Raw genomic sequence first — 22,239 nt, 5'->3', positions numbered from 1 at the left:
GCGATCACACGCGCGCAGTTGCGCGATCAATTGATCTCGGTCTACAAGGCCTTATAGCCCGCCGCTCGCTGCGCCGCAGCACCGCAGCCTGCCATCCGATCCTTTCAGCCGCTGCTATACTCTTGCATTGTCTGCAAGATTTCCACCACCCCAATTATCACGTCAAACCCCCGCCAATTATCGCGTCGCGCTCCACGATGCGCTCGGCCGCCAGTCCGGCGAATTCCTCATAGGGGAAGAAGTCCCCGACATAGCGGCCGGACTCTTCGGCCGAACCCTGTGCCGACGACGACGCGCTGGCCGCAGCAGCCAGGAACCCGGCCAGCGCTCCAAGGAGCCATTCGCGCTTCATGCCCAGGTGCGGTCCGGGTGCGTGGATCGTTACAGCAATCCCAGGGATTGCAGGTCCGAGCGCAGTTGCGCCGGCCCGAGGAAATGCAGGGCGTGCAGACCCGCCCGTCTGCCGCCGGCCACGTTCTCGGCGCTGTCGTCGATGAATACCGTGCGCGGAGGATTGAGACGGCAGCGCTCGATCGCCAGCCGATAGATGCGCGGGTCCGGCTTGACCACCCCGACCTCGCCCGATACGACGATGTCCTCGAACCAGCGCAAGAAGTCGAAGCGGCGAAACGCGATGGGAAAGTTTTCCGCCGACCAGTTGGTCAGCGCGAACAGCCGAGCACCGCGCGCGCGCAGCTCGCCCAGGATATCGACCGTCTCGTCGAGTGCGCCGCGCAGCATGGTCTCCCAGTGGGTTGCCCACAGCGCGATCAGGCCGGCATAGGCGGGATAGCGACGGCTGCGCTCCGCGATCGCCTGTTGCACCGGTTTGCCCGCGTCCATGGACCGGATCCACTCCGGCGAGCACACCTCCGACAGAAACCGCTCCATCGCGGCAACATCGCCGCCGAAATACTCGCGGTAGAGGTACCGCGGATTCCAGTCGACCAGCACCGCTCCCAGGTCGAAGAGCAGCGTGTCGTGCGCGGTTCGCGTCATCGCTTTCGGTCTTCTCGGGCAGCGCGAATTCTATACCCGCTGCGGGATCGGCTCGAACCTCGTGCAATAATGTGGGCCGCCTCGAGTCCGGGCGATCCGCCGGTCATCCGCCTCGCCCGTTGCGAATGGACGGGGTTGTCTCTTGAAATCGACCAAACCGTTTACCCGCGCCGAATTCACGCAGCGACGCGAAGAAGTCCTGAACCGGGGCCGCTGGGCCAACGCCATCCTGTATCTGTTTCGCAAGGACGGCGAAGTCTGGGTCGTCAAGGATTTCCGGCCGCGCCACTTCCTGGTCCGCGAGACGATCGGCCGCCTGCTGACCGCTCGAGAGTTGCGCGGCCTGCGTCGTGTGGCTGGCGTGCGCGGAGTCCCGCAAGGCGCTTTCCGGCTCGACCGGCATGCGCTCGCCTACCGTTATGTCCGGGGAACATCGATCGCACGGCCGGGAGGCGGCGGACTGCCCGCGGAGTTCTACGCCGCGCTCGAACGCCTGTTGCAGGAGGTGCATACCCGCGGGATCGTGCACCTCGACGTGCGCAACGCGCGCAACATCCTGGTCGACCACGAGGGGCGCCCGCTGCTGATCGACTTCCAGTCGCACGTGGGCACCGCCTGGCTGCCGCGCCGCCTGCGCCGGCTCATCGAGCTGTTCGATCTCTCCGGAGTGTACAAGCACTGGGCCGGCAGCCAGCCTGAGTCCCTGGGTGAGGCGCGCGCCGCAGTGCTGGCCCGGATGAACCGCTGGCGCCGTTTCTGGATCCTGCGCGGCTATCTGGGATTGCCGCGCCTGAAGTAAGCTCCGCGCTTGCCGCGGCTGCTCCAACCGTACACCCGCCATGCTCGAAGCCATTCACTCGTTGTTCAATCACCCCGGCCTGCGCAAGCTGCTGGTCAGAGTGCGCGTGCCGATCTTCGTCGCGGTCGGTCTCGCGATCATCCCGCTGATGAAACCGGCGTTCATGCCGGCGGGATTCGCCGTATCGATGCTCGGCGAGATGATCCAGTTGTGGTGTTTCGCCACGCTGGACAAGAACCAGCGCTTGTGCTGCCGGGGTCCCTATGCCGTGGTGCGCAACCCGATGTACCTCGGGCGCTTGCTCATCGTGCTCGGCCCGCTGCTCGCGCTGGGGGCCTGGTGGCTGCTCGCCGCGTTCGCCGTCGTCTATTACCTGTACATGGTGAACAGGGTGAAGCGCGAAGAAGCGCTGCTGCGCGGCGTGCTGGGCGCGGAGTACGAGGCTTACTGCGCCGCGGTCGGCCGCTTTGTGCCCGGCGCGCGCTTCCGCAGCGAGCCGCTGTGGACCTGGGACTGGAATCTGTTCCGCCGCAACCATGGTCCGAAGAACCTGGCGGCGCTGGTCGTCTTCTGGGTGATCGCCTTCGGCTGGCAGGCCTGGGCGCGCCGCTAAAGACCGGCGCCGGAGGGGTGCTGGCCCGGTTTCACGCCATTGAGCAGCAGTTGTATCGCCTGCTCCGCGGGCAGCGGCGCGCTGAAGTAGTAGCCCTGCGCGGTCTCGCAACCGATCGACAGCAGGAAGTCCACCTGTTCTTTCGACTCGACGCCTTCCGCGACCACCTCCAAGCCGAGCGACTTGCCCATCGCCATCACCGCCTGGGTCACCGCGACCGCGTCGGCGTGTTCGGGAATGCCGCTGACGAAAGAACGATCGATCTTCAGCGTGGAGATCGGGAACTTCATGATGTTGGCAAGCGAGGAGTAGCCGGTGCCGAAGTCGTCCATGGCGATGCTCACACCCAGCTCCACCAGCTCGCGCATGACGCTGCGCGAGCGGCTCTCGTTCTCCATGGTGACGTTCTCCGTGACTTCCAGTTGCAGCAGCCGTGGCTCGATGCGCGCTTCGGTGAGGATCTCGCGCACGCGCCGCACCAAGTTGGGGTCGAGAAATTCCCTGGGCGAGAAGTTGATCGCCACCGGCCGGACTTCGACACCCTCGTCCAGCCAGGTGCGCAGCTGGTGGACCGCCTCGCGCAGCGCCCAGTAACCCATCTCGACGATCAGCCCGGTCTCCTCCGCCAGCGCGATGAACTGGGCCGGCGACACCAGTCCGAAACCGGGCCGTTCCCAGCGCAGCAGCGCCTCGAAACCGCTGACGCGCCCGTCGCGCATGCGCACCTTGGGTTGATAGTGCAGACGCAATTCCTGGCGCATGAGCCCGCGGCGCAACTCGCCTTCGAGCCGGACGCGCTCCGTGGTGCGCACCGAGATGCTGGGATCGTAGAACTGATAGTTGTTGCGCCCGGCCTGCTTGGCCAGGTACATCGCCTCGTCGGCCGCACGGATCAGCGCATCCGCATCGCGGCCGTGATGCGGAAAGATCGCGATGCCGATGCTCGCGCGCAGGAAGGTCTCCCGGCCGTCGACCACCAATGTTCCCGCCAGCGCCTGCATGATGCGTCGCGCCACCCGCTCGGCGTCCTCGCGATCGCTCATCTCCTCGACCAGCACGACGAACTCGTCGCCGCCATGGCGCGCCACGGTGTCGGGCGTGCGCACGCACGCACGCAGCAGCTCGCCGACCACCTCCAGCACGCGATCGCCGGTGTAGTGACCCAGCGTGTCGTTGATGTTCTTGAAGCGGTCCAGATCCAGGAACAGGACGCCGACCTGGGTCTTGTAGCGTTCCGCGCGCTCCAGGGCGCGCCGGAAACGCTCGTTGAGCAGCGTCCGATTGGCCAGGCCGGTCAGCGCGTCGTGCGTGGCGAGGTAGCGCAGCTGGCTCTCCTTTTCCTCCAGCGCGCGGCGCGCCATGACCTTGTCGGTGATGTCCACGATGCTGCCGCGGATCAGCCGACGGTCGAACGGAGGCATGCGCACCAGGCGGATCTCGCAATAGATCTCGCGGCCGGACGCATGCAGATGGGTCCACTCGAAGACCGGTTTCGCGCCTTTCAGCGCCTCGCCGAGGTAATCGAACGCGCGCTCGGCCGACAGCGAGCCGTCGGGCTGCCGCTGCGGGCTGAGCTTCACGGGGTCGGTGCGCAGCAACTCCTCGCGCGACATCCCGAACAGTCTCTCGGCATTCGCGTTGGCGTCGACGAAGCGTTTGCGCTCGAGGTCGAACACCACGATCGCATCGGAAGCGACGTCGAACAGCGCGCGATAGCGTTCCTCGCTTTCGCGCAAGCGCCGCTCGGCGAGGTGGCGTTCGGTGGCTTCGCGCGCGACGACCAGGATCATCCGGCGCCCGCCCTGCTGGATCGCGGCGCCGCCGACTTCGGCGACGCGCAGTTCGCCGTTCATCGCCACGATACGCCGCATCGGATAGCCCGGGATTGCGCCGCCGCGCAGGGCGTGGCTGACGCGGCTGCGCACCGTTTCGCGATCCGCTTCGTGGATGAACTCGTAGAAATCGCGCCCGATCAAGTCGGTCGGGTTCGGCGCCGCGAACAACATCGCGGCGGCGCGGTTCGCGTACTCGATCCTGCCGTTGTCGTGCACCAGGATCGCATCGGGCGCCAGTTCGACGACACTGTGAAACCGGGCTTCGGCCTCGGCGAGTGCACGCTCGGCCCTCTTCTTCGCCGAGATGTCGCGCGCGATCACCACCTGGCCGCGGCGCACGCCCTCGCGATCGAGAAAGGGATAAGCCCAGACCTCGACGTCGAGTTCCTCGCCGGTCTTCCTGACAAAGGTGCGCTCGGAGCTGCGCGACGCAGCGGTGCGGATGCGATGCAGGATTTCGGGGAACTCCGGCCGGTCCCGCTCCGGGCTCAGAACCTCGAGCGCGTTCCTGCCGATCATCTCGTCCACCGAGTATCCGAGCAGTTGCTCGGCGCCGCGACTCCAGCTCAGGATCTTTCCCTCCAGATCGTGGGAGAAGATCGCGGCGCCCGCCTGGGCCAGGGCGATCTCGGCTTCCCGCGCCTGCTCCTCGGAAAGCTTCCGGCTGGTAATCTCGCGTGCGATGCCGCGGTAACCGAGAAACCGGCCTTTGGCCGAGAACACCGGTTCCCCGCTCACCGAGATCCAGCGCCAGCGGCCGTATCCGTCGTCAGCTTCGAACTCGAACTCCCGGAACGGCTCGTGACGCTCGAGGATCGCCTCGTGCGCGCGCCACACCTGCTCCGGCGTACGGGCGCCGCCGATCTCGCGGCGCGTCTTGCCCAGCGCGGTGTTCACGACGTGCTGCAGGCCGGACTCGCCGGTGGCCGCGAGAAAGGTGAATCGGTAGTTCCGGTCCTGCTCCCAGTACCAGTCGGAAGTCAGCGCCAGCATGCGCGCGAGCACATCGGTGTCGGCAAAACGGGGGCCGCGACTGGCAGGGCCTCGGCGAGGCGGGCGAGTCGGCGATGGGGCGAGCTTGCTTGCCCTGGATTTTTTCATCGAGAGCGGACGGTCCGGGCGCCTCGCGAGCGACAGCTTACTCCTTCTCGACGCCAAGGGCTTGCCATTCTGTTGCAGGGAACGGCCGCGCGCACCCGCCAAGTCCATTGGCGTACGATTGGCCAAATGGGATCCGGCACGCTGTTTCCACCGCTGAAGAGTTTCGAGTCGCGCCGTGCGGCGGTGTGGGTTGCCAACCGGCCGTGGATCGCGGCCTCGGTGCTGGTGGCCTGTGCCGCGGTGTTGATCTTGAGGTCCGCCGGAGCGGGCGACGAGTTGACTTGGGCGCTTCTGGTCGCGGCCGCCGTGCTGTGCACGTTCACCGCGGTGCGGATCGTGCGCGCACTGAACGGCCTGTACCGATGCCCGGAATGCGGGACCTTGCCCTACCAGACCGTCACCGACTACAAGTGCGGCGGGTTGGGACCCACGCGGGCCGACTTCATGAGCCCGACGGTCTGCCCGAAATGCGGGGCAAGATTGAGGTGACGTGCCAGCACCGGCGACCTGCCGGCGCAGGCAGTGGCGGTCCCGATGCGCCGGCACGCTAAGATTACAAGCGACCAAGTGCCGGCGAGCGCCACGCGTGGCGGGCGTTTTTCCAACCAGGAGACAAGACCGGACGATCCAATGGACAGGGCTGCGCAACAAAACGTTTCGATCTCGGGCCGCAGCGCGTTCCTTCAACTGCTGGCCTCCGAGGGGATCGAGTATCTGTTCGGCAATCCGGGGACGACCGAGCTCGCCATCATGGAGGCGCTCGGCGCGCAGTCCGACATCCGCTACGTGCTGGGACTGCAGGAGGCCGTCGTCGTGGCGATGGCCGACGGCTACGGCCGCGCGTCGGGTCGCCTGGCCGCCGCCAACGTGCATGTCGCCCCGGGGCTGGGCAATGCGATGGGCGCGCTCTACAACGCCCGGTTCTTCGGATCGCCGGTGCTGCTGACCGCGGGGCAGCAGGAGCAGGGCCACGGGTTGATGGAGCCCATGCTGTACGATCCACTGGTTCCGATCGCGCAGCCCTTGGTGAAGTGGGCCGTGGAGTGCACGCGCGTGGAAGATCTGCCGCGCATCGTGCGCCGCGCCGCGAAAGTGGCGCTGACCCCGCCGACTGGCCCGGTGTTTCTGAGCCTGCCGGGCGACGTGCTCGACGCGCAGCGCGCGCTCGATCTCGGCCGCCCGACCCGGGTGGCGGCGGACGTTCGACCCGGCGACGCGACCCTGGAAAAGCTGGCCGGGCGAGTGCTCGCCGCGCGCAATCCGGTCATCATCGCCGGACACGAACTGTCCCGGCGCGACGCGTTCGAGGAGGCGGCACAGCTTGCCGAAATGCTGGGCGCTCCAGTGTGGCAGGAGACGGTGCCCTACGGCGCTTCGTTCCCCTCCGCGCACCGTGCGTTCGCAGGCTGGCTCACGCGCAGCCAGCCGCAAGTGCGCAGCTTGCTGCAACCGCACGACCTGCTGATCTGCCTCGGTGCCGACCTGCTGCGCATGTCGGTGCACAACCCGGTCGACGCGCTGCCCGAAGGGCTGCCGGTCATTCACGTCTCCGAGCGCGACTGGGAACTGGGCAAGAATCACCCGGCGGAGATGGCGATCCGTGCCGACGTGCGCGAAACGTTGCGCGCGCTGCTGCCCGTGCTCGAACGCAGGGCATCCCCGGTGCAGAAGGAACGGGCGGCGCGGCGGCTCGCCGAAGCCGAAAAGACCAATTGGAGCGCAAAGCGCGCGAAAGCCTGCGAAGACGTGCACAGCCTCGCGGGCACCACCCCGATCGATCCACGCTGGCTGATGATGACCGTGTCGGACACGCTGCCCGAGGAAACGGTGCTGGTGGAAGAGGGCCTGTCCTCCGCTTTCTCGCTGCCGACGTATCTGCGCATTGGCGACCCGAAGTGCTACTTCGGCCTCGCATCGGGCGGCATCGGGTTCGCGCTGGCCGGCGCCGTCGGGGTCAGTCTGGCCCTTCCCGAACGTCCGGTCGTCGCCCTGGTCGGCGACGGCAGCGCGATGTACAGCATCCAGGCGCTGTGGACCGCCGCCCACCTCGAGCGCCCGATCACTTATCTCATCCTCAACAACAGCAGTTACCGGATACTCAAGGAGCGGCTGGTCTCGTTTCGCAAGACCGACCGCTTCATCGGCATGGACCTGCGCGATCCCGCGATCGACTTCGTCGCGCTCGCGCAGTCCATGGGCGTTCCCGCCCGAAGACTCGTCGAGCCCGCCGAAGTGGTGCCTGCGCTGCGCTCGGCCATCGCGTCGCGGAAACCGTCGCTGCTCGACGTGCGCGTGGCGGACGGGTTTGGCGCCTGAGCCTCAATGAGCACAGAAGCGCAACCAGGCCGCGCAGGCTCGCGCGACCCGGTGGTCGCCTTCTATGACGCGCACCCGATCAACGAGGAGCAGATCCTCAACACGCTGCGCGGCCGCGGCCTGTCGCTCGAAGGCCTGACGGAAGAGGTGCTGAAGGATCACGATCAGGATCATTTCGGCGGCATCGAAGCCAACGACGTCCTCGCCGCAAGGGCGGGGATCGGGCCGCACCACCTGGTACTGGATGTGTGCAGCGGACTGGGCGGACCGGCGCGCTACCTCGCGCACCGCATCGGCTGCAGAGTCGTGGGGCTGGACTTCACCGAGAGCCGCCATCTCGCGGCGCAGCGCTTGACGAGGATGGTGGGCCTGGACGGTCTCGTGTCGTTCCGGCACGGCGATGCGCAGCACATGCCCTTCGCGGACGAGACCTTCGATGTTGTCGTCGGCCAGGAAGCGTGGTGCCACGTGCCCGACAAGGCGAGGCTCGTCGCCGAGTGCGCGCGGGTGCTGAAACCCGGCGGAGTGGTCGCCTTCACCGACATCCTGCGACGCGACCGGCTCACCGCCACCGAAATGGAACGCCTGAAGCGGGAAATGACCTTCCCGGTCCTCGAGACCCTGGACGGTTACGCCGCGCTGCTGGAAGGCCGCGGCTGCCGGCTCGAACACCGCGAGGACCTGAGCGAACTCTGGACCGAGGTCCTCAAGCAGCGCCTGGCGATGTATCGGGGTCTGCAATCCGAGACCGTGCGCAGGTATGGAGTGGAGCACTACCGCAAATGGGACCGCACCTATGCGTTCTTCGTCGGCCTGTTCTCCGAAGGAAAGCTGGGCGGCGGTCGGTTTGTGGCGAGGAAGGCGCAACGCGCATGAAGCCGATCACCGCGCCAAGCGCCTTCCCGAGACGGCTCGCAGGGACGCGTCCGCCGCCGGGTTCGCTGCGATGCTGAAGAGGGCTGGCTGACAGCCGCGGCGCAGTCAGATGCCGAGCGCCTTGGCCGCCTTGTTGACGTCGGCCGGCTTGACCCAGAACATCGCGCCATAGCGGCCTGCCCCGGCGCTCACCGCGTCGAGCGCGGTGATCCCGATCTTCTTCTCGGCCAGCCTGGCGACCACGTCATGGATCGCGCCCAGCCGGTCGTCGCCCTGCACGAGAAACACCGTCTTGCGCGCCGAGAGGCGCCACTTGTTCTTCTTCGCCGCGGCCTTGAGCGCCGCCGCATCCTCGGGGATGAAATCGATCTGCGCTTTCCTTCCCGCGGGGAACCCGGTGAAGGCGAGCAGGTTCACGCCCGCCTCCTTCAGGGCCTTCAGGCAGCGCGCGCCCTCGCCCGGCTTGTTCGGAACCTCCATCGAGAAGTAATCGGCTTTGCGCACCGTGTCCATGGCATCCTCCGTCGTCTGGGGCTGGTAGTCCTTATTTCTATAGCACGGCCATCACGCCCTTCAAGGACTTCCTTGGCTGCGGCCGCCTTATGCGGCGGAGGCAGGGAAGCATAGAATCCGCAAATTGCGCTTGCCGGGCGGTCCCGGAGGTGCGTCGGGGAGCAAGGGGGGGTGAAATGCCGGCCAGGACGCGGAGCGGGGCAGGCAAGGGCGCGGCTGACGCGCTACGCCGGCAAGGCGCGTGGGCGCCCGCCCCGGACCGGCACGCAACGGCGGCTGCCGGCGGTGCTTTCCCGCCCCACGCGTCACTGACCCGCCCAGGCTGTTCGCGACGCGACCGTAACGCCCTGCACGGACCCACCTCGACGGCGATTTGAACAGCAGCATGAAAGACCTCGCACGCTACGTTGCCTGCACCCTGCTCCTGGTGGCGCCGTGCGCCTTGGGCGCCGAGGAATGGTTCCGCGGCGGTTTCACCGGCAAGGAACTGCTGGCGGCCTGCAAGGCCGCGACCGATGAATCGGTGCACGACTTCGAGCGCGGAATCTGCAGGGGATTCATCGAGGGCTTCGTCGCCGGTCGGCATGTGGGCGACACGTGGCACGCCTTTCACCACCGCGAGGAGAAGCTCGACGAGGTCTATGGCCGCCTCTGCATCCCCAGGGAGATCAAGAAAGTCGCGCTTGCCATCGTCTTCGTCCAATACCTGGAGAAGAACACCGAGAAACTGAACTGGAACGCCGGGACCCTGCTGGAAGCGGCGCTCAAGCAGGCGTTCCCATGTCCCGCCAAGCGGCCATGATCCAACCCGCGAGGCAACAGCGCTGACTTGCGCCGGCTCCCGGAACGATTCCTCCGGAGCACCTGGCAGTGGCGGCACGACGCCCGACCTTCTTTGCCGAAGTGCGCGTTCCGGACTGCGAGCAAGCGGCGTAGGATAGAGCGCGTCCGGAAGTTCAGAGTCGGTGCCGCCATGACCGAGCAGCAGTTCGCCGCGATGCGCCAGCAGATGGTGGTGGAGATCGCGACCCACGTGGTATTGGTGGGAGAGCGCATCGGCAAGTACAACCTCGACCCCAGGGTCATGGAGGCCATGGGGAAGGTGCCGCGGCACCAATTCGTGCCCGTCGAGCTGCAGCCGTACGCCTATCTCAACCGACCGCTGCCGATCGGATTCGAGAAGACGATTTCGCAGCCCTTCATCGTGGCGCTGATGACCGACCTGCTGGCACCGCGCAAGGAAGACCGGGTGCTGGAGATCGGAACCGGTCTGGGCTATCAGGCCGCGATCCTCGCCCAACTGGTCAGCCGGATCTACAGCATCGAGATCATCGAGCCGCTCGCGGAGCAGGCCGCTCGCCGGCTCAGGCGTGCCGGTTACCGCAATATCGAGCTGAAGATCGGCAACGGTTATCACGGCTGGCCCGAGCAGGCGCCGTTCGACAAGATCATCGTCACCGCGGCACCGGACCTGATTCCTCCGATGTTGATTCATCAGCTCAGGCCGGGCGGCCGCATGGTCCTCCCCGCCGGGCTGCCCGAAAGTCAGCAGCTCATGCTGGTGGAAAAGAGCGCCGAGGGAAAGCTCGCCACCCGAGAGATCCTGCCCGTGCGTTTCTCCCAGTTGGAGGGCGAAGGGGCGGAATCGGTCTGAATCACCGCATCAGTCGCCGAGCAACTCGCTCAGGAAATTGCGTTCGGCGAGGATGACCGAGGACCGGCCTGGTCGGGCATGGCGTTCCAGCCGCAGCAGTTGGTTGCGCTGGCGCCAGACCAGCACCGTATTCGACCCGTTCGCAGACTCCGCCAGCGCCGGGCCATACCGGCTTTCGAGCGCGTGCAGAACTGCGTCGAAGTACCCGGTCTCGAAACTGCCCGAAGCCCCGGCTAGACGCTCGCCCGTGAAGTACAGCATGAAATCTTCGAGCGGGATATCCGCGAGCGCACGGGGCCGGTCGCCCCGGTAGACGCAGGCGGCGTAAAGGAAGCAGGCGGAGGCGCTGTCGCAGTCGAAAGCGGGATCGTCGAGCACGCGCTCGAAGCGTTCTCCGAGCAGATGGCCGCCGAGCGCGAACGGTTCGGCGGCATGGGCAACCGCGCTCGCCAGCAGCAGCCCCACCGCCAAGAACAGCCGTCGGCCCGGGCGGGGCGCGCATTCAATCGTCGTAATCCGGTTCATGGTGGTTCTTGGGCTTGTCCAGCTGCGAACGCCGCTGCCTTGCGCTTCCCCCCGCCAAGGCGGCCAGGAATTCTTTCCAGGGTTTCCAGCGCAGCACGCAGCCATCGCGCACATCGTAGCACCGGCTCTGCGATGAGCATCCGTTGCGCAGAGCGCCCATGGCACAATGCGGCCGAAGCGATTGCGCGCCGATGAGGCGGTGGGCGCACCCCGACTCTGCACGGATGCAACCAACTGGAGTAACGCGATGAAGGCAACGGTCCTGGGTTTCGTGGCGCTCGCCGCGCTCGCCAGCGCAACGCTCTGCGGCCGCAGCCTCGCTGCCGAATGGGAGCCGGTCACCGAGACGGAATCGGCGGTCTATCTCATCGACCGCACGAGCCTCGGTCCGGCGCAGGCTGTCCAGTCTGCTTGGGTATTGGTGACCGGCGGGCATGGTCGGGGGCTGGAGCACTATGGGTCACGCACGCAGCTCATGGTCTTCGACTGCGACCGACGGGCTGTTGCCCTCAAGCAGTACGCCTTGCATTCGCTGCCCGGCGGGCAGGGCGTGGTGCTTCGCGCCGAGACCTACGACGACGACAAGCTGGAATTCTCCCAGCAGGGGCCCGGTTCAGTCGGCGATCAGCTTCTGGGCGCGGTATGCGATCGCTGAGCAAGGCGCTCGAATGCGCCGGTGCTGGGCATGGCACGGCGCGGATTTCATTCGACGCACTGTGGGCCGGACTGCCGCTGGTGCGCGGCACGGCGCGGATCTTGCTCAACTTGTCTGCACGAGCCAATGCGATTTGCCGCGCGGGGAAAGCAAACTGACATGAAGCATAAAGCTTTGTTCTTCAGCATATCGGCCGCGCTGGCCGGCCTGCTCTGGCTCGCGCCCGTGGCGGGCGCCAACGACGGCGCGGACGACCTCAAGGTTCGCTTCCTCGAGGCGGTGGATCGGGATCTGGCGCAGCTCGCCGGCACGCTTCCGCAGTTGCGTTACTGGCACACCCGGCGCGAAGGCGGCTGGAACGCGCCGGGCAAGAGCAGGAGCGACTGGCGTCTGGAGTACAGCACTGGCTTGGACACCGGAGGCGGCGCGCGCCACGAGGACCGCCTGGTCGGCGATCACGCCTGCCAGATCTACATCCGGGTCTATGGAATCAAGGAGTTCGACCGGCTCCCGGACGATGGCCCCAACAGCATGATCTACGGAATGGACTTGGGGGCACACAAGGTCGTCGCCACCATCCTCACGGCGCGCCCCGACTCCGAGGAGGTCGTGCTGCGCATCGCGCAAATCATCCGCGACAGAATCGACCAACTCAACAACGAGTAGCAGCGCGCTTCCGCGACGCAGCAAGCGCCGCCCGTTGCCACGAGCCTTCTCAGGCTGGTCAAGCGCGAACCAAAGTGATACTTTGGCTCCACTCGTAAAGGGGTGGAGGCCGCACAGAACGCATCCCGCAATCCGGCATGAAGTACGGGCTGCCAGGCCCGTGCCCTGGAGGAGGACACCCGCCGGAATCTCTCTCGCAGTTGGCAGCGCGAGTTCGGCCCATCTTCTTCGCTTCGCCTTCGTGCCGGTTGCCCGGGTGTTGTCCAAGTCCGCGCGCAGAGCCAATGCGTTGCCGCAGACTGCGCGAGCATCTTGGCGCGCGAAGCTGCAGTCGCTATCTCTCTGACGAAGTGGTATTCGAGGCACGCTGCCGCCGCGATCGCGGCGGCCGGCGTCGTGGCTACATTTGCAGCCCGATGCCGCGCGCCTCTGGGAGGACCGCGGAGCGCATTCGGGTCGCGAAGGTTGCGCACACTTCGTGGGCGGATTCGCGACAGTTCTGTCTTCGCAACGCAAGTAGCCCAATCACAAGAACAAGTGGGCAATGGCATGTGCTCCGCCCGCAGCACGCGGAGTGCGTTTCATCAATAACTCGGGAGAAGCACGATGGCAATCTCGTTGAAGATCAACGGCAGGTCCCACAGCGTGGACGTGCCCCCGGAGATGCCCCTGCTCTGGGTACTCCGGGACACCCTCGGTCTGACCGGCACCAAGTTCGGCTGCGGCATCGCGGCATGCGGCGCCTGTACCGTCCACGTCGGCGGGCAGGCAGTTCGGTCGTGCGTGGTGCCGGTCAGCGCGGTCAAGGAACCGGTGACGACGATCGAGGGGCTGAGCAAGAACGGCGACCACCCGGTGCAGAAGGCCTGGCTCAAGCACAACGTCGCGCAGTGCGGTTACTGCCAGGCCGGGCAGATCATGCAGGCCGCCGCGTTCCTGAAGTCGAATCCGAAGCCGACCGATGCGGAAATCGATGCCGCGATGCAGGGCAACATCTGCCGCTGCGGCACGTACAACCGCATTCGCGCGGCGATCAAAGACGCAGCGGGGGTGTGACCATGAGACACTGGATCGAGAACTACAGCCATAGCGTCACCCGCCGCGACTTCCTGAAGGGAGCGGCCGCCGGCGGTTTCGTGGTCGGACTGCACTTGTCGCCATTGGGCAAGTCGCATCCGTTCTCCGGCATTGGCGCCGCGCAGGCGGCCGAGGGCGTGGAGCTGCCGCAGGGCGCGTTCATGCCCAACGTGTTCGTCGCCATCGACAAGAAAGGCATCGTCACGGTCGTCTGCCACCGCTCGGAAATGGGCCAGGGCATTCGCACCGGCATTCCGCAGATCGTGGCCGACGAGCTGGAAGCCGATTGGAGCCGCGTGCGTGTCGTGCAGGCCGAAGGCGACTCCAAGAAATACGGCAACCAGTACACCGACGGTTCGCGGTCGATCCGTCACAACCTGCAGCGCATGCGCGAGTTCGGCGCGGTCACACGCACCATGCTCGAGCAGGCCGCGGCGATCAAGATGGGCGTGAAGGCGGCCGAGTGCAAGGCGGTGAACCACCGCGTGGTGCACGTGCCCAGCGGCCGGGCCATGGATTACGGCCAGCTGGTCGACACCGCCGCCACCCTGAAGATTCCGAGCGTCAAGGACGTTCAGCTCAAGGATCCGGCGAACTTCCGCTACATCGGCAAGCCCGTCGATACCATCGACGGTCCGGACATCGTGACCGGTCGCGCGATCTTCGGCATCGACAAGCGCCTGCCCGGCATGCTCTACGCTGTGGTCGAACACTGTCCGGTCACGTACGGCAAGGTCAAGTCCTTCGACGCCTCCGAGGCGCTCAAGGTACCGGGCGTGGTCAGGGTGGTCGAGCTGCCGCAGACCCAGCCGCCGATCGTGTTCAACACGCTGGGCGGCATCGCGATCGTGGCCAAGAACACCTGGGCCGCGGAACAGGGCCGCAAGAAGCTCAAGATCGAGTGGGACTACGGCCCGAACGTGGTCTACAACTCGGACAAGTTCAAGGAGGAGATGGCCCAGACCGCGCGCAGCGATGCCAAGGTGGTGCGCCAGGAAGGCGATGCCGTGGCTGCCATGGGCCGCGCGTCGAAGGTCATCGAAGCCGACTTCTATGTGCCGCACTACGCTCATGCGACGATGGAGCCGCCGGCGGCCATCGCCCACTACAAGGACGGCAAGTGCGAAGTCTGGTCGGCCTGCCAGGATGGTCAGGCGGCACGCTCGACCGTGGCCGGTGCGCTGGGCATCGACGAGAAGAACGTCACTTCGTATGTCACCCTGCTGGGCGGCGCGTTCGGGCGCAAGTCCAAGCCGGATTTCGCGGCCGAAGCGGCGTTGCTGTCCAAGCAGATGGGCGCCCCGGTGCGGGTGACTTGGACGCGCGAGGACGATCTGCAGCATGCCTACTACCACACGGTGTGCGCGCAGCACGTCAAGGCCGGTCTGGACGAAAACGGCAGGTGCATCGCCTGGCATCACCGCAACGTGTTCCCGACCATCTGGTCGACGTTCGAGAAGAGCGATCCGGAATACGGGCACAAGATCGAGTTCAGCCTTGGCTACATCGACATGCCCTACGCGATCCCCAACCTGCGCCTGGAGAACGGCAAGGCCAAGGCGCACGTACGCATCGGCTGGCTGCGTTCGGTGAACAACATCCCCAACGCCTTCGTGCAGAACACGGTGGCCAACATGCTGGCCTACGAGGCGGGGCGCGATCCATACGACTACCTGCTCGAGCTCATCGGGCCGGACCGCGTGCTCGACCTCTCGTCGACGGATTACTGGAACTACGACCAGACCTACGACGAGTACCCCATCATGACGTGGCGCCTGAAGAACGTGCTGCGCATGGCCGCGGCGCAGGCCGGCTATGGCCGCAAGCTGCCGGAACGCGAGGCGATCGGGCTGGCGGTGCACCGCAGCTTCACCACTTACGTGGCCACCGCGGTTCACGTCAGGGTGTCCAAGGACGGCAAGGTCAGCATCCCGCGCGTGGACGTGGCCTACGACGCCGGCCTTGTGGTCAACCCGGATCGGGCGAAGGCGCAGATGGAAGGTGCGTGCATCTACGGAATGTCCGCGGCCTGGGCCTGCCAGATCACGGCCAAAAACGGTGTGATCGAGCAGAAGAACTTCCCGGACTACCCGGTAGTTCGCATCATGGATGCGCCGCGCGAGATCCACGTGCACCAGGTGCTGGCCGGCGATTACCCGCCGGGAGGCATCGGGGAGCCGGGTGTGCCGCCGTTCATCCCGGCGCTGACCAACGCCATCTTCGCGGCCACCGGCAAGCGCATCACCGAGCTGCCGATCTCGAAGTACGACCTGTCCGCATAGGCTCTTGACAAACAGGCGTGCCGCGGCGTGGGCCGCCGCATGCTGCCTCGACCTCACGGGCGCGCGGTTTTCGACCGGCGCCCGTTTTTTTTTCGACTGCTCCGGCGCCGGGCGGCAATCGGGTACGATGGTCACCGCCAGCAAGGCACCACTTGCCGAAAGAAACTTGCACGGGAGGCAACATGATCGGTTCGCCGCCGTTTTGCTACTTCGTCTCGCCGAAGGACGTGCCGCCCTATCATCCGGCCAACCATTCGGGGACCACCAATCGGCGCCTGATCGGCGCGCACAACGTCGGCGCGCGCAATTTGGAAGTCGTGCTCGGTGTGATCGAGAAAGGACGCGGCGCAGCGCTGCATGCACATCCCGGAATCGAGCAGGTGTGCTATCTGCTGGAAGGCCGCGCCCGCGCGCAAGTCGCGGGCGAGATCCGCGAGCTGGAACCGGGCGAATGCTGCTTTTTCCCGCCCGGCGTGCCGCACGTGTTCACCGCGGTGAGCGAGGAACCGGTCAAGGTGCTGGTCATCTATTCGCCACCCTACGAAGAAAACCCCGCACGGGTCAGTCGCTGAGCGGCCCATGACGTGGCGTGTCTTCCGACGCCTGTGCGCGCAGGCTGCGCGCGTGCTGCTCTGCGCCTGCATGGTCGCGTCTTGCGGCGGTACCCACGGCGCGCAGCCCTACCCTGCGAAGCCCGTGAAACTGGTGGTTCCCTTCGCTCCGGGCAGCGCCACCGACTCGGCCGGCCGACTGCTCGCATCCGAACTCGGCCAGCGACTGGGGCAAAGCGTCGTTGTGGAGAACAGGGCGGGCGCCAACGGCCAGATTGCCGCCGCGCTGGTCGCCAAGAGCGCGCCCGATGGCTACACCCTGTTCATGACCACCAACACCACGCACTCGGCCAACCCGCACCTGTACCGCACGCTGCCCTATCGTCCGCTCGAGGACTTCGCGCCGATTGCGCGCGTCGGCACATTGCCTTTCATGCTGGTGGTCACGCCCGGCCTGCCCGTCGACAACACTGCCGAGTTCATCGCCTACGCCAGGGCCAACAAGGGCAAGCTCTCCTACGGGACGGCGAGCAGCGCCTCCCTGGTCGGCGCCGAGACGCTGAACGCCATGGCGGACCTGGACCTGATCCGCGTGGGCTACAAGGCAAGCCCGCAGGCGATTCTCGATCTCGCGGCCGGACGCCTGCAGGTGATGGTGGCCGACTTCACCACCGCGATGCCGCAGGTGCGCGCCGGCAAGCTGAAAGTTCTCGGCGTCACGACCGCGCAGCGCTCCGCGCTGCTGCCCGATGTGCCGGCGATCGGCGAAACGCTCAAAGGCTACGACCTCACGTCCTGGAACGGCGTGTTCGCGCCCGCCGGCACGCCGGGGGACATCGTTGCCCGAATCGAGCGCGAGATGCTCTCGATCCTGGCGCAGCCGCAGATCAGACGGCGTTTCGCCGACATCGGCTTCGAGGTCGACGCGCTGGACGCGGCGAGCTTCGCCCGCTTTCTCCACAGCGAGATCGAGCACTGGGGGCGCCTGGTGCGCGCCGCGAAGATCGAGGCGGAGTAGCCCGCGCGCCGGATCAGCGATGGATTTCTCGTTCACCGCTGAGCAGCTCGCGATCAGGGACGCGGTCGCCAGACTGTGCGACCGCTTCGGCGAGCGCTACTGGCTCGAGCATGATCGCAGCGGGGAGTTTCCCGCGGATTTTCACCGCGCGATCGCGCAGGCCGGCTGGCTCGGCATCGCCATGCCGGAGGCCTACGGCGGTGCCGGGCTGGGCATCACGGAAGCCGCGCTGATGATGCAGACCGTCAGCGAGTCGGGCGCGGGTTTCTCGGGTGCATCCGCTGTGCACATGAACATCTTCGGCCTGAACCCGGTGGTGGTGTTCGGCCGCGACGAGCAAAAGCGCCGCTGGCTTCCGCCGCTGATCCGCGGCGAGGAAAAGGCGTGCTTCGCGGTGACAGAACCCAGCGCCGGGCTCGATACGGCCGCCATCGAGACGACGGCGCGGCGCGAAGGCGATCGGTACGTGCTGCGCGGGCGCAAGATCTGGACTTCCACCGCGCAGGTAGCGGATCGCATGCTGATCCTGGCCCGCACCGCGCCGGCCGCGGCCAAGCCCACCGACGGTCTTTCGCTGTTCTACACGGGGCTCGACCGCGGCCGGGTCGAAGTGCGCGAAATCGAGAAGATGGGGCGCAAGGCGGTGGACTCGAACATGCTTTTTATCGAGGAACTGCCGGTGCCCGTGGAAGACCGCATCGGGGAAGAAGGCCGCGGCTTCGAGTACCTGCTGCACGGGCTCAATCCCGAGCGCATCCTGATCGCCGCCGAGGCGGTGGGCCTCGGGCGCGCGGCGCTCAAGCGCGCCGTGTCTTACGCAAACGAGCGAGTCGTTTTCGACCGCCCGATCGGGCAGAATCAGGCGATCCAGCACCCGCTCGCCCGCGGCTGGATGGAACTGGAAGCCGCGAACCTGATGACCTTCAAGGCCGCCGCGCTCTACGATCGCGGAGCACCGTGCGGGGCCGAGGCCAATGCCGCGAAGTACCTTGCGGCGGAGGCATGCTTTCGCACCTGCGAACAGGCCGTGCTCACGCTCGGGGGCATGGGTTACGCGAAGGAGTACCACGTCGAGCGTTACCTGCGCGAAGCGATGATTCCGCGGCTGGCGCCGGTCAGCCCGCACCTCATCCTGTGCTACATCGCGGAGAAGGCGCTCGGCCTGCCGAAGTCGTATTGAAGGGGGAGAAGGAAGACTTCAGACCAGAACGTGCCTCACGCCAGCAGTTTCCAGCCGAAACCCTCGCAGCCCTCGCAGCGCTGGGTGCCGACCTTCCCGCTCGCCCGGCAGGTCTCGCATTCGGCCCAGACGTGGGTGAGCTCGCTCTTGTACTGGCCATAGCAGCGCCGACCGTAGACCACCTTGTTGCAACGTTGATTGACGAATTCGACCTGGTCGGTCAGCGCGCCGCAGACGTTGCACACGCCCAGCGGCTTGGGTTTCTTGACCTGCTTCACGTCGCACCTCCCGCTCTGCGCAGGCCGGGGTCAGCCGCCCTCGATCGGCAGCATTCCGGCTTGCGGGTCCGTCGCCCGCATCGTGCCGACCCGACGGCATTGCAGCGAGCGTACGGCGTGCCGCGACCAACACGGCAGCGGTCCGTAGAATAGCGGCCTTTCCCACGGGAAGGACAGGAAATGCAGATCGTCAATGCGGCAAAGGCGCGGCTGGCCAAGGGAGAGATCGCCATCGGCATGGGCATTCGCGGCGTGCGCGGCGTGGAAGTGGCCAGGCTGATGAAGACCGCGGGATACGACTGGCTGTTCATCGATCTGGAACACGGCGCGACTTCCACCGAAACCGCCTCTGCCATCAGTGTGGCCGCGCTCGACGCGGGCATCGCGCCCTTCGTGCGCGTGCCGCATGGCGAACTGGCGATGGGCACCCGCTGCCTCGACGCCGGGGCGCTGGGGATCGTCGTTCCCCACGTCGATACCGCCGACGTGGCTCGTGCGATGGTCGACGCCTTCAAGTTCCGTCCGCTCGGCCACCGCTCGATCGGTGGCGCCTATCCGCAGTTCGGCTTCGCTTCCCGGCCGGTGAACGAAGTGGTGACCGAGCTGAACGAGGCGACGATGATCGTGGCCATGATCGAGACGCCGCAGGCGGTCGAAAATGCCGAGAAGATCGCGGCGGTGCACGGTATCGACGCACTGTTGATGGGCACCAACGATCTGTGTCTGGAGATGGGCATCCCGGGAAAGATCGACGACGCCCGCATCGTCGCGGCGATGGATACGCTCATCGCCGCCTGCCGCAAACACGGCAAGTATCCGGCGCTGGGCGGGGTATATACGCGCGACTTGATGAAACGATACCTCGCGCGCGGAATGCGCATGGTTCTCGCCGGCAACGACATCGGCCTGCTGCTCAATGCCGCGCAGGACCAGGCGAGCTTCGTTCGCGCCTGCCAGTGAAAGGACAAGAGAAACGCTGCGTTCGGGTTGTCTCGGACGCTCACCATGCACCAACCCGGCGCGGCCTCGAGTTGCGCTTTGGCAGGGCGGTGTAGGGCCATCGAAAGCGCGCGGGATCCGAGACGGCAGGCTCTCAACGTCCTGCCGCGCCGAATATGCTGCTCAGAAGCAGATCGGTGGGCAGGTAAATGGCCAGTGGAATGGCCACCATCAGCAGCGCGACAAACAGCGGCGCGGGCACTCGGCTCTGCGGCTTGCCGCCGAACCCGTACACCCAGTTGACGTTCTCGCGCGGATTGCTCAGGAAATAGGACAGCGGCAGGACCACCGCGGCGACCACGGTCTGCCACACCAGCGCGCGACCATCATAGCCCAGCCGGTCGAGCAGCCAGACCAGCAGCGCTGGCAGGACGACGTGAAACAACGAAAGGCCGCGGATGAATCGGGGAATGCGCTGATCGAACATGTAGTCGGCAAGCCCGATCAGCGATCGACCGGTCGCGAGCCGGAAGAAGTAATCGGCGTTCCACGCGAGTTCCGGAAGCAGCACCGCGAGCGCCATCATGCTGACCAGCAGCGGGCTCTCCAGCCATAACGCCGGCACCAGCATCAGCAGCGCGATATCCGAGAACCAGAGGAAGTTCGACAAGCCGTACTGACGCCAGTAGATCGGCACGAGGAAGCACACGAAGAGCGTGTAGCCGATTTTCAGCCACAGCGGAATCACGGCCGCAGTTCCTCCGGCGCGGATCCGTCCGGTCGGACGATCACGCAATCGGCGGACCGGACGGCCGGTCCGCGATACACGGCCTGCACGTTGTCGCCGTCCGGGCCCAGTACATACGCCGCATGGTAGCCGGCGACGTGCCGATGTACATGGTCGAACGATGCGCTCCGGTGAAACTCCACTTTTCTCGTCCTCCCGCATCCGCCGGATCGGACGAAGAATACCGGAGCTCCTCGGCCGATAAAGTCGCAGCACGCATCCGTGACGCGCCCGCGGCAACAGGGGAAGAGCCCCTGCGGCAGGTCCCGGGCGACTTCTCCCTCCAGCGGGATGCGCATGCCGTCCCGGACGGCGTAGCCCCAGAACCGGCCTCGCCATGAAGGCTGGTTCGAACCTGCTAACCTCCACGCCAAAGGACCCACACGAGGAGATCCCATGCAGCCTGTCGATCTGTTCGAACACCTGCGGCGATTCGACACGCCCACCATCGCCAATGCCCTCGAGATCGCGCGCGGCGGGCGGTTCACCACCGGCTTCACACGCAGCCCGCTGATCGCTGCGAATCCGAAGCTTCCATCCGTCATCGGCTTCGCCCGGACCGCCGCGATCCGCTGCTCGGTACCCTTCGACGCCCCGGTGCGCAGGGAAAAGCTGCTGGCCTACTACGAGTACCTCGCGCGCCCGGCGCAGCCGACGATCGCCGTCGTGCAGGACATCGACAGCCAGCGCGGATTGGGTGCTTTCTGGGGAGAAGTCAACACGCACGTGCACTGGGGCCTGGGGTGCATGGGCGCAATCACCGACGGTTCGATGCGCGACCTGGACGCGATGCATCCGCAATTCCAGTGCCTTGCCGCCAAGCTCTCGCCGAGCCACGGGTGGGTTCAAGTTGTCGAGTTCGGAAGGCCGGTGGACGTGTTGGGGCTGGCCGTGTCCGATGGCGACGTCGTGCACGCCGACCGGCACGGCGCGCTCGTCATCCCGGCGGATGTTCTGGAGAAGCTGCCGGCTGCAATCGACCTGATGGCGCGGCGGGAGAAGGTGGTGCTCGACGCCGCCAGGCAGCCAGGGTTCAACATCCAGAAGCTCAGGCAGGCTTACGCGGACATGGAAAAAGTGCGGTGACGGGTGAAGAGTGGCCGGAAGTCCGGTTCAAGTTCTCCGATCTGCTTCACGAAGCACTGCATCCGGGGTTGGAGAAACAAAAACGGCGCCCGTGCCGCGATTGGCGGCCGACGGGCGCCGGTTTGCACCGCCCCCGATGGGGCGGTTGGAAAGTCAGTGCTGGTAACCGCGCAGGAGGAAGTAGATCTGGTCCTTCAGTCTGAGCCGCCGTTTCTTCATGTTCTCGAACTCAAAGTCCTGAAACGGCTTGTCGTTCTCTTCAATGTCCACGATTTCGGCGTTCACACGCTCGTACTCGTCGATCAGCTCGGCGAGGCGTTGATCACGGTCTCTCATTTCATGGATCAGGTTCTTGAACTCGGGAAACTCGTGCTCAACGTCGTGCGGCATTATTTGCATGGCACGTCACCTCCGTCGTCAGGCCGGTTGGGAAACCCGGCGGGTTGAACAACTTTGCGGTCGCAGCCTCAGCATACGCCCGAAAAATGC

General features: G+C 66.2%; 25 protein-coding genes. 16 read left to right on the top strand and 9 right to left on the bottom strand.

What is annotated here, in order from left to right:
* Positions 1-157: 157 nt before the first annotated feature.
* Together VNM24_12195 and VNM24_12190 are read right to left on the bottom strand one after the other, a co-directional pair.
* On the bottom strand, positions 158-352 hold the full coding sequence (locus VNM24_12195; GenBank protein ID HWQ39347.1) for a hypothetical protein: 195 nt from the start codon (positions 350-352) through the stop codon (positions 158-160).
* A 29-nt stretch (positions 353-381) separates the two neighbouring features.
* Entirely contained in the window at positions 382-999 is a 618-nt protein-coding gene (locus tag VNM24_12190; protein ID HWQ39346.1) for an HAD family phosphatase, read from the bottom strand.
* Between the two features lie 142 nt (positions 1,000-1,141).
* On the opposite strand from VNM24_12190, the gene VNM24_12185 reads away from it, so the two are divergent.
* Both VNM24_12185 and VNM24_12180 read left to right on the top strand, forming a co-directional pair.
* Positions 1,142-1,798: a hypothetical protein gene (locus tag VNM24_12185; protein ID HWQ39345.1), complete on the top strand. Its 657-nt coding sequence runs from the start codon at positions 1,142-1,144 to the stop codon at positions 1,796-1,798.
* Positions 1,799-1,838: 40 nt separating this feature from the next.
* Positions 1,839-2,411 carry an isoprenylcysteine carboxylmethyltransferase family protein gene (locus VNM24_12180; protein HWQ39344.1) on the top strand — a complete coding sequence of 191 codons (573 nt, stop codon included), beginning with the start codon at positions 1,839-1,841 and terminating at the stop codon, positions 2,409-2,411.
* Here VNM24_12180 and VNM24_12175 read toward each other — a convergent pair.
* Entirely contained in the window at positions 2,408-5,239 is a 2,832-nt protein-coding gene (locus VNM24_12175; GenBank protein HWQ39343.1) for an EAL domain-containing protein, read from the bottom strand. The two genes, VNM24_12180 and VNM24_12175, sit on opposite strands and share 4 nt — an antisense overlap.
* A 234-nt stretch (positions 5,240-5,473) precedes the next feature.
* Here VNM24_12175 and VNM24_12170 point away from each other — a divergent pair, with 234 nt between their 5' ends.
* The 3 genes from VNM24_12170 (at position 5,474) to VNM24_12160 (ending at position 8,539) form a co-directional block, all read left to right on the top strand.
* A complete protein-coding gene (locus VNM24_12170; GenBank protein ID HWQ39342.1) occupies positions 5,474-5,836 on the top strand; it encodes a hypothetical protein in 363 nt (120 codons plus the stop codon).
* A gap of 141 nt (positions 5,837-5,977) precedes the next feature.
* On the top strand, positions 5,978-7,663 hold the full coding sequence (locus tag VNM24_12165; GenBank protein ID HWQ39341.1) for a thiamine pyrophosphate-dependent enzyme: 1,686 nt from the start codon (positions 5,978-5,980) through the stop codon (positions 7,661-7,663).
* A 6-nt stretch (positions 7,664-7,669) separates the two neighbouring features.
* The gene (locus VNM24_12160) at positions 7,670-8,539 is read left to right on the top strand and encodes a methyltransferase domain-containing protein (GenBank protein HWQ39340.1); all 870 of its coding nucleotides are present in this window, start codon (positions 7,670-7,672) and stop codon (positions 8,537-8,539) included.
* 105 nt (positions 8,540-8,644) lie between these two features.
* Here VNM24_12160 and VNM24_12155 read toward each other — a convergent pair whose 3' ends face one another.
* On the bottom strand, positions 8,645-9,052 hold the full coding sequence (locus VNM24_12155) for a hypothetical protein (protein ID HWQ39339.1): 408 nt from the start codon (positions 9,050-9,052) through the stop codon (positions 8,645-8,647).
* A 385-nt stretch (positions 9,053-9,437) separates the two neighbouring features.
* Here VNM24_12155 and VNM24_12150 point away from each other — a divergent pair, with 385 nt between their 5' ends.
* Positions 9,438-9,854: a Rap1a/Tai family immunity protein gene (locus tag VNM24_12150; protein HWQ39338.1), complete on the top strand. Its 417-nt coding sequence runs from the start codon at positions 9,438-9,440 to the stop codon at positions 9,852-9,854.
* Between the two features lie 171 nt (positions 9,855-10,025).
* Positions 10,026-10,706, top strand: coding sequence for a protein-L-isoaspartate(D-aspartate) O-methyltransferase (locus tag VNM24_12145; GenBank protein HWQ39337.1), 681 nt, complete (start codon positions 10,026-10,028; stop codon positions 10,704-10,706).
* A 9-nt stretch (positions 10,707-10,715) separates the two neighbouring features.
* Here the strand turns inward: VNM24_12145 and VNM24_12140 are convergent, their stop codons facing one another.
* Together VNM24_12140 and VNM24_12135 are read right to left on the bottom strand one after the other, a co-directional pair.
* Entirely contained in the window at positions 10,716-11,231 is a 516-nt protein-coding gene (locus VNM24_12140; protein ID HWQ39336.1) for a hypothetical protein, read from the bottom strand.
* Complete coding sequence (locus tag VNM24_12135) at positions 11,209-11,391, bottom strand: hypothetical protein (GenBank protein HWQ39335.1); 183 nt, start codon at positions 11,389-11,391, stop codon at positions 11,209-11,211. The genes VNM24_12140 and VNM24_12135 overlap by 23 nt, the downstream gene beginning before the upstream one ends.
* Positions 11,392-11,478: 87 nt before the next feature.
* On the opposite strand from VNM24_12135, the gene VNM24_12130 reads away from it, so the two are divergent.
* The 7 genes from VNM24_12130 to VNM24_12100 all read left to right on the top strand — a co-directional run bounded on the left by VNM24_12130 (position 11,479) and on the right by VNM24_12100 (position 18,660).
* Positions 11,479-11,886 (top strand): surface-adhesin E family protein, encoded by a 408-nt coding sequence (locus VNM24_12130; protein HWQ39334.1) that lies wholly within the window; start codon positions 11,479-11,481, stop codon positions 11,884-11,886.
* A gap of 159 nt (positions 11,887-12,045) precedes the next feature.
* Entirely contained in the window at positions 12,046-12,552 is a 507-nt protein-coding gene (locus VNM24_12125) for a hypothetical protein (GenBank protein HWQ39333.1), read from the top strand.
* 606 nt (positions 12,553-13,158) lie between these two features.
* Complete coding sequence (locus VNM24_12120; GenBank protein ID HWQ39332.1) at positions 13,159-13,608, top strand: (2Fe-2S)-binding protein; 450 nt, start codon at positions 13,159-13,161, stop codon at positions 13,606-13,608.
* 2 nt (positions 13,609-13,610) lie between these two features.
* Positions 13,611-15,911 (top strand): molybdopterin cofactor-binding domain-containing protein, encoded by a 2,301-nt coding sequence (locus VNM24_12115; GenBank protein ID HWQ39331.1) that lies wholly within the window; start codon positions 13,611-13,613, stop codon positions 15,909-15,911.
* 182 nt (positions 15,912-16,093) lie between these two features.
* Positions 16,094-16,483: a cupin domain-containing protein gene (locus VNM24_12110; protein HWQ39330.1), complete on the top strand. Its 390-nt coding sequence runs from the start codon at positions 16,094-16,096 to the stop codon at positions 16,481-16,483.
* 7 nt (positions 16,484-16,490) lie between these two features.
* Positions 16,491-17,480, top strand: a complete 990-nt coding sequence (locus VNM24_12105) for a tripartite tricarboxylate transporter substrate binding protein (GenBank protein ID HWQ39329.1) — start codon at positions 16,491-16,493, stop codon at positions 17,478-17,480.
* Between the two features lie 19 nt (positions 17,481-17,499).
* A complete protein-coding gene (locus tag VNM24_12100; protein ID HWQ39328.1) occupies positions 17,500-18,660 on the top strand; it encodes an acyl-CoA dehydrogenase family protein in 1,161 nt (386 codons plus the stop codon).
* A 35-nt stretch (positions 18,661-18,695) separates the two neighbouring features.
* On the opposite strand, the gene VNM24_12095 is transcribed toward VNM24_12100, so the two are convergent.
* Entirely contained in the window at positions 18,696-18,938 is a 243-nt protein-coding gene (locus VNM24_12095; GenBank protein ID HWQ39327.1) for a hypothetical protein, read from the bottom strand.
* Between the two features lie 180 nt (positions 18,939-19,118).
* Between VNM24_12095 and VNM24_12090 the strand changes: the two genes are divergently transcribed.
* Positions 19,119-19,898 carry an aldolase/citrate lyase family protein gene (locus tag VNM24_12090; GenBank protein ID HWQ39326.1) on the top strand — a complete coding sequence of 260 codons (780 nt, stop codon included), beginning with the start codon at positions 19,119-19,121 and terminating at the stop codon, positions 19,896-19,898.
* Between the two features lie 133 nt (positions 19,899-20,031).
* Here the strand turns inward: VNM24_12090 and VNM24_12085 are convergent, their stop codons facing one another.
* Positions 20,032-20,625: a hypothetical protein gene (locus tag VNM24_12085; protein ID HWQ39325.1), complete on the bottom strand. Its 594-nt coding sequence runs from the start codon at positions 20,623-20,625 to the stop codon at positions 20,032-20,034.
* A 435-nt stretch (positions 20,626-21,060) separates the two neighbouring features.
* Between VNM24_12085 and VNM24_12080 the strand changes: the two genes are divergently transcribed.
* Positions 21,061-21,750 carry an RraA family protein gene (locus VNM24_12080; protein HWQ39324.1) on the top strand — a complete coding sequence of 230 codons (690 nt, stop codon included), beginning with the start codon at positions 21,061-21,063 and terminating at the stop codon, positions 21,748-21,750.
* Between the two features lie 153 nt (positions 21,751-21,903).
* Here VNM24_12080 and VNM24_12075 read toward each other — a convergent pair whose 3' ends face one another.
* Complete coding sequence (locus tag VNM24_12075) at positions 21,904-22,149, bottom strand: DUF465 domain-containing protein (protein HWQ39323.1); 246 nt, start codon at positions 22,147-22,149, stop codon at positions 21,904-21,906.
* Between the last annotated feature and the right edge of the window lie 90 nt (positions 22,150-22,239).

This window comes from Burkholderiales bacterium, assembly GCA_035560005.1.
In the GTDB taxonomy this organism is placed as follows: Bacteria; Pseudomonadota; Gammaproteobacteria; order Burkholderiales; family Eutrophovitaceae; genus DASRFY01.
The sequence above is the reverse complement of the archived record's forward strand: the minus strand, read 5'-3'. Positions and strand labels throughout refer to the sequence as shown.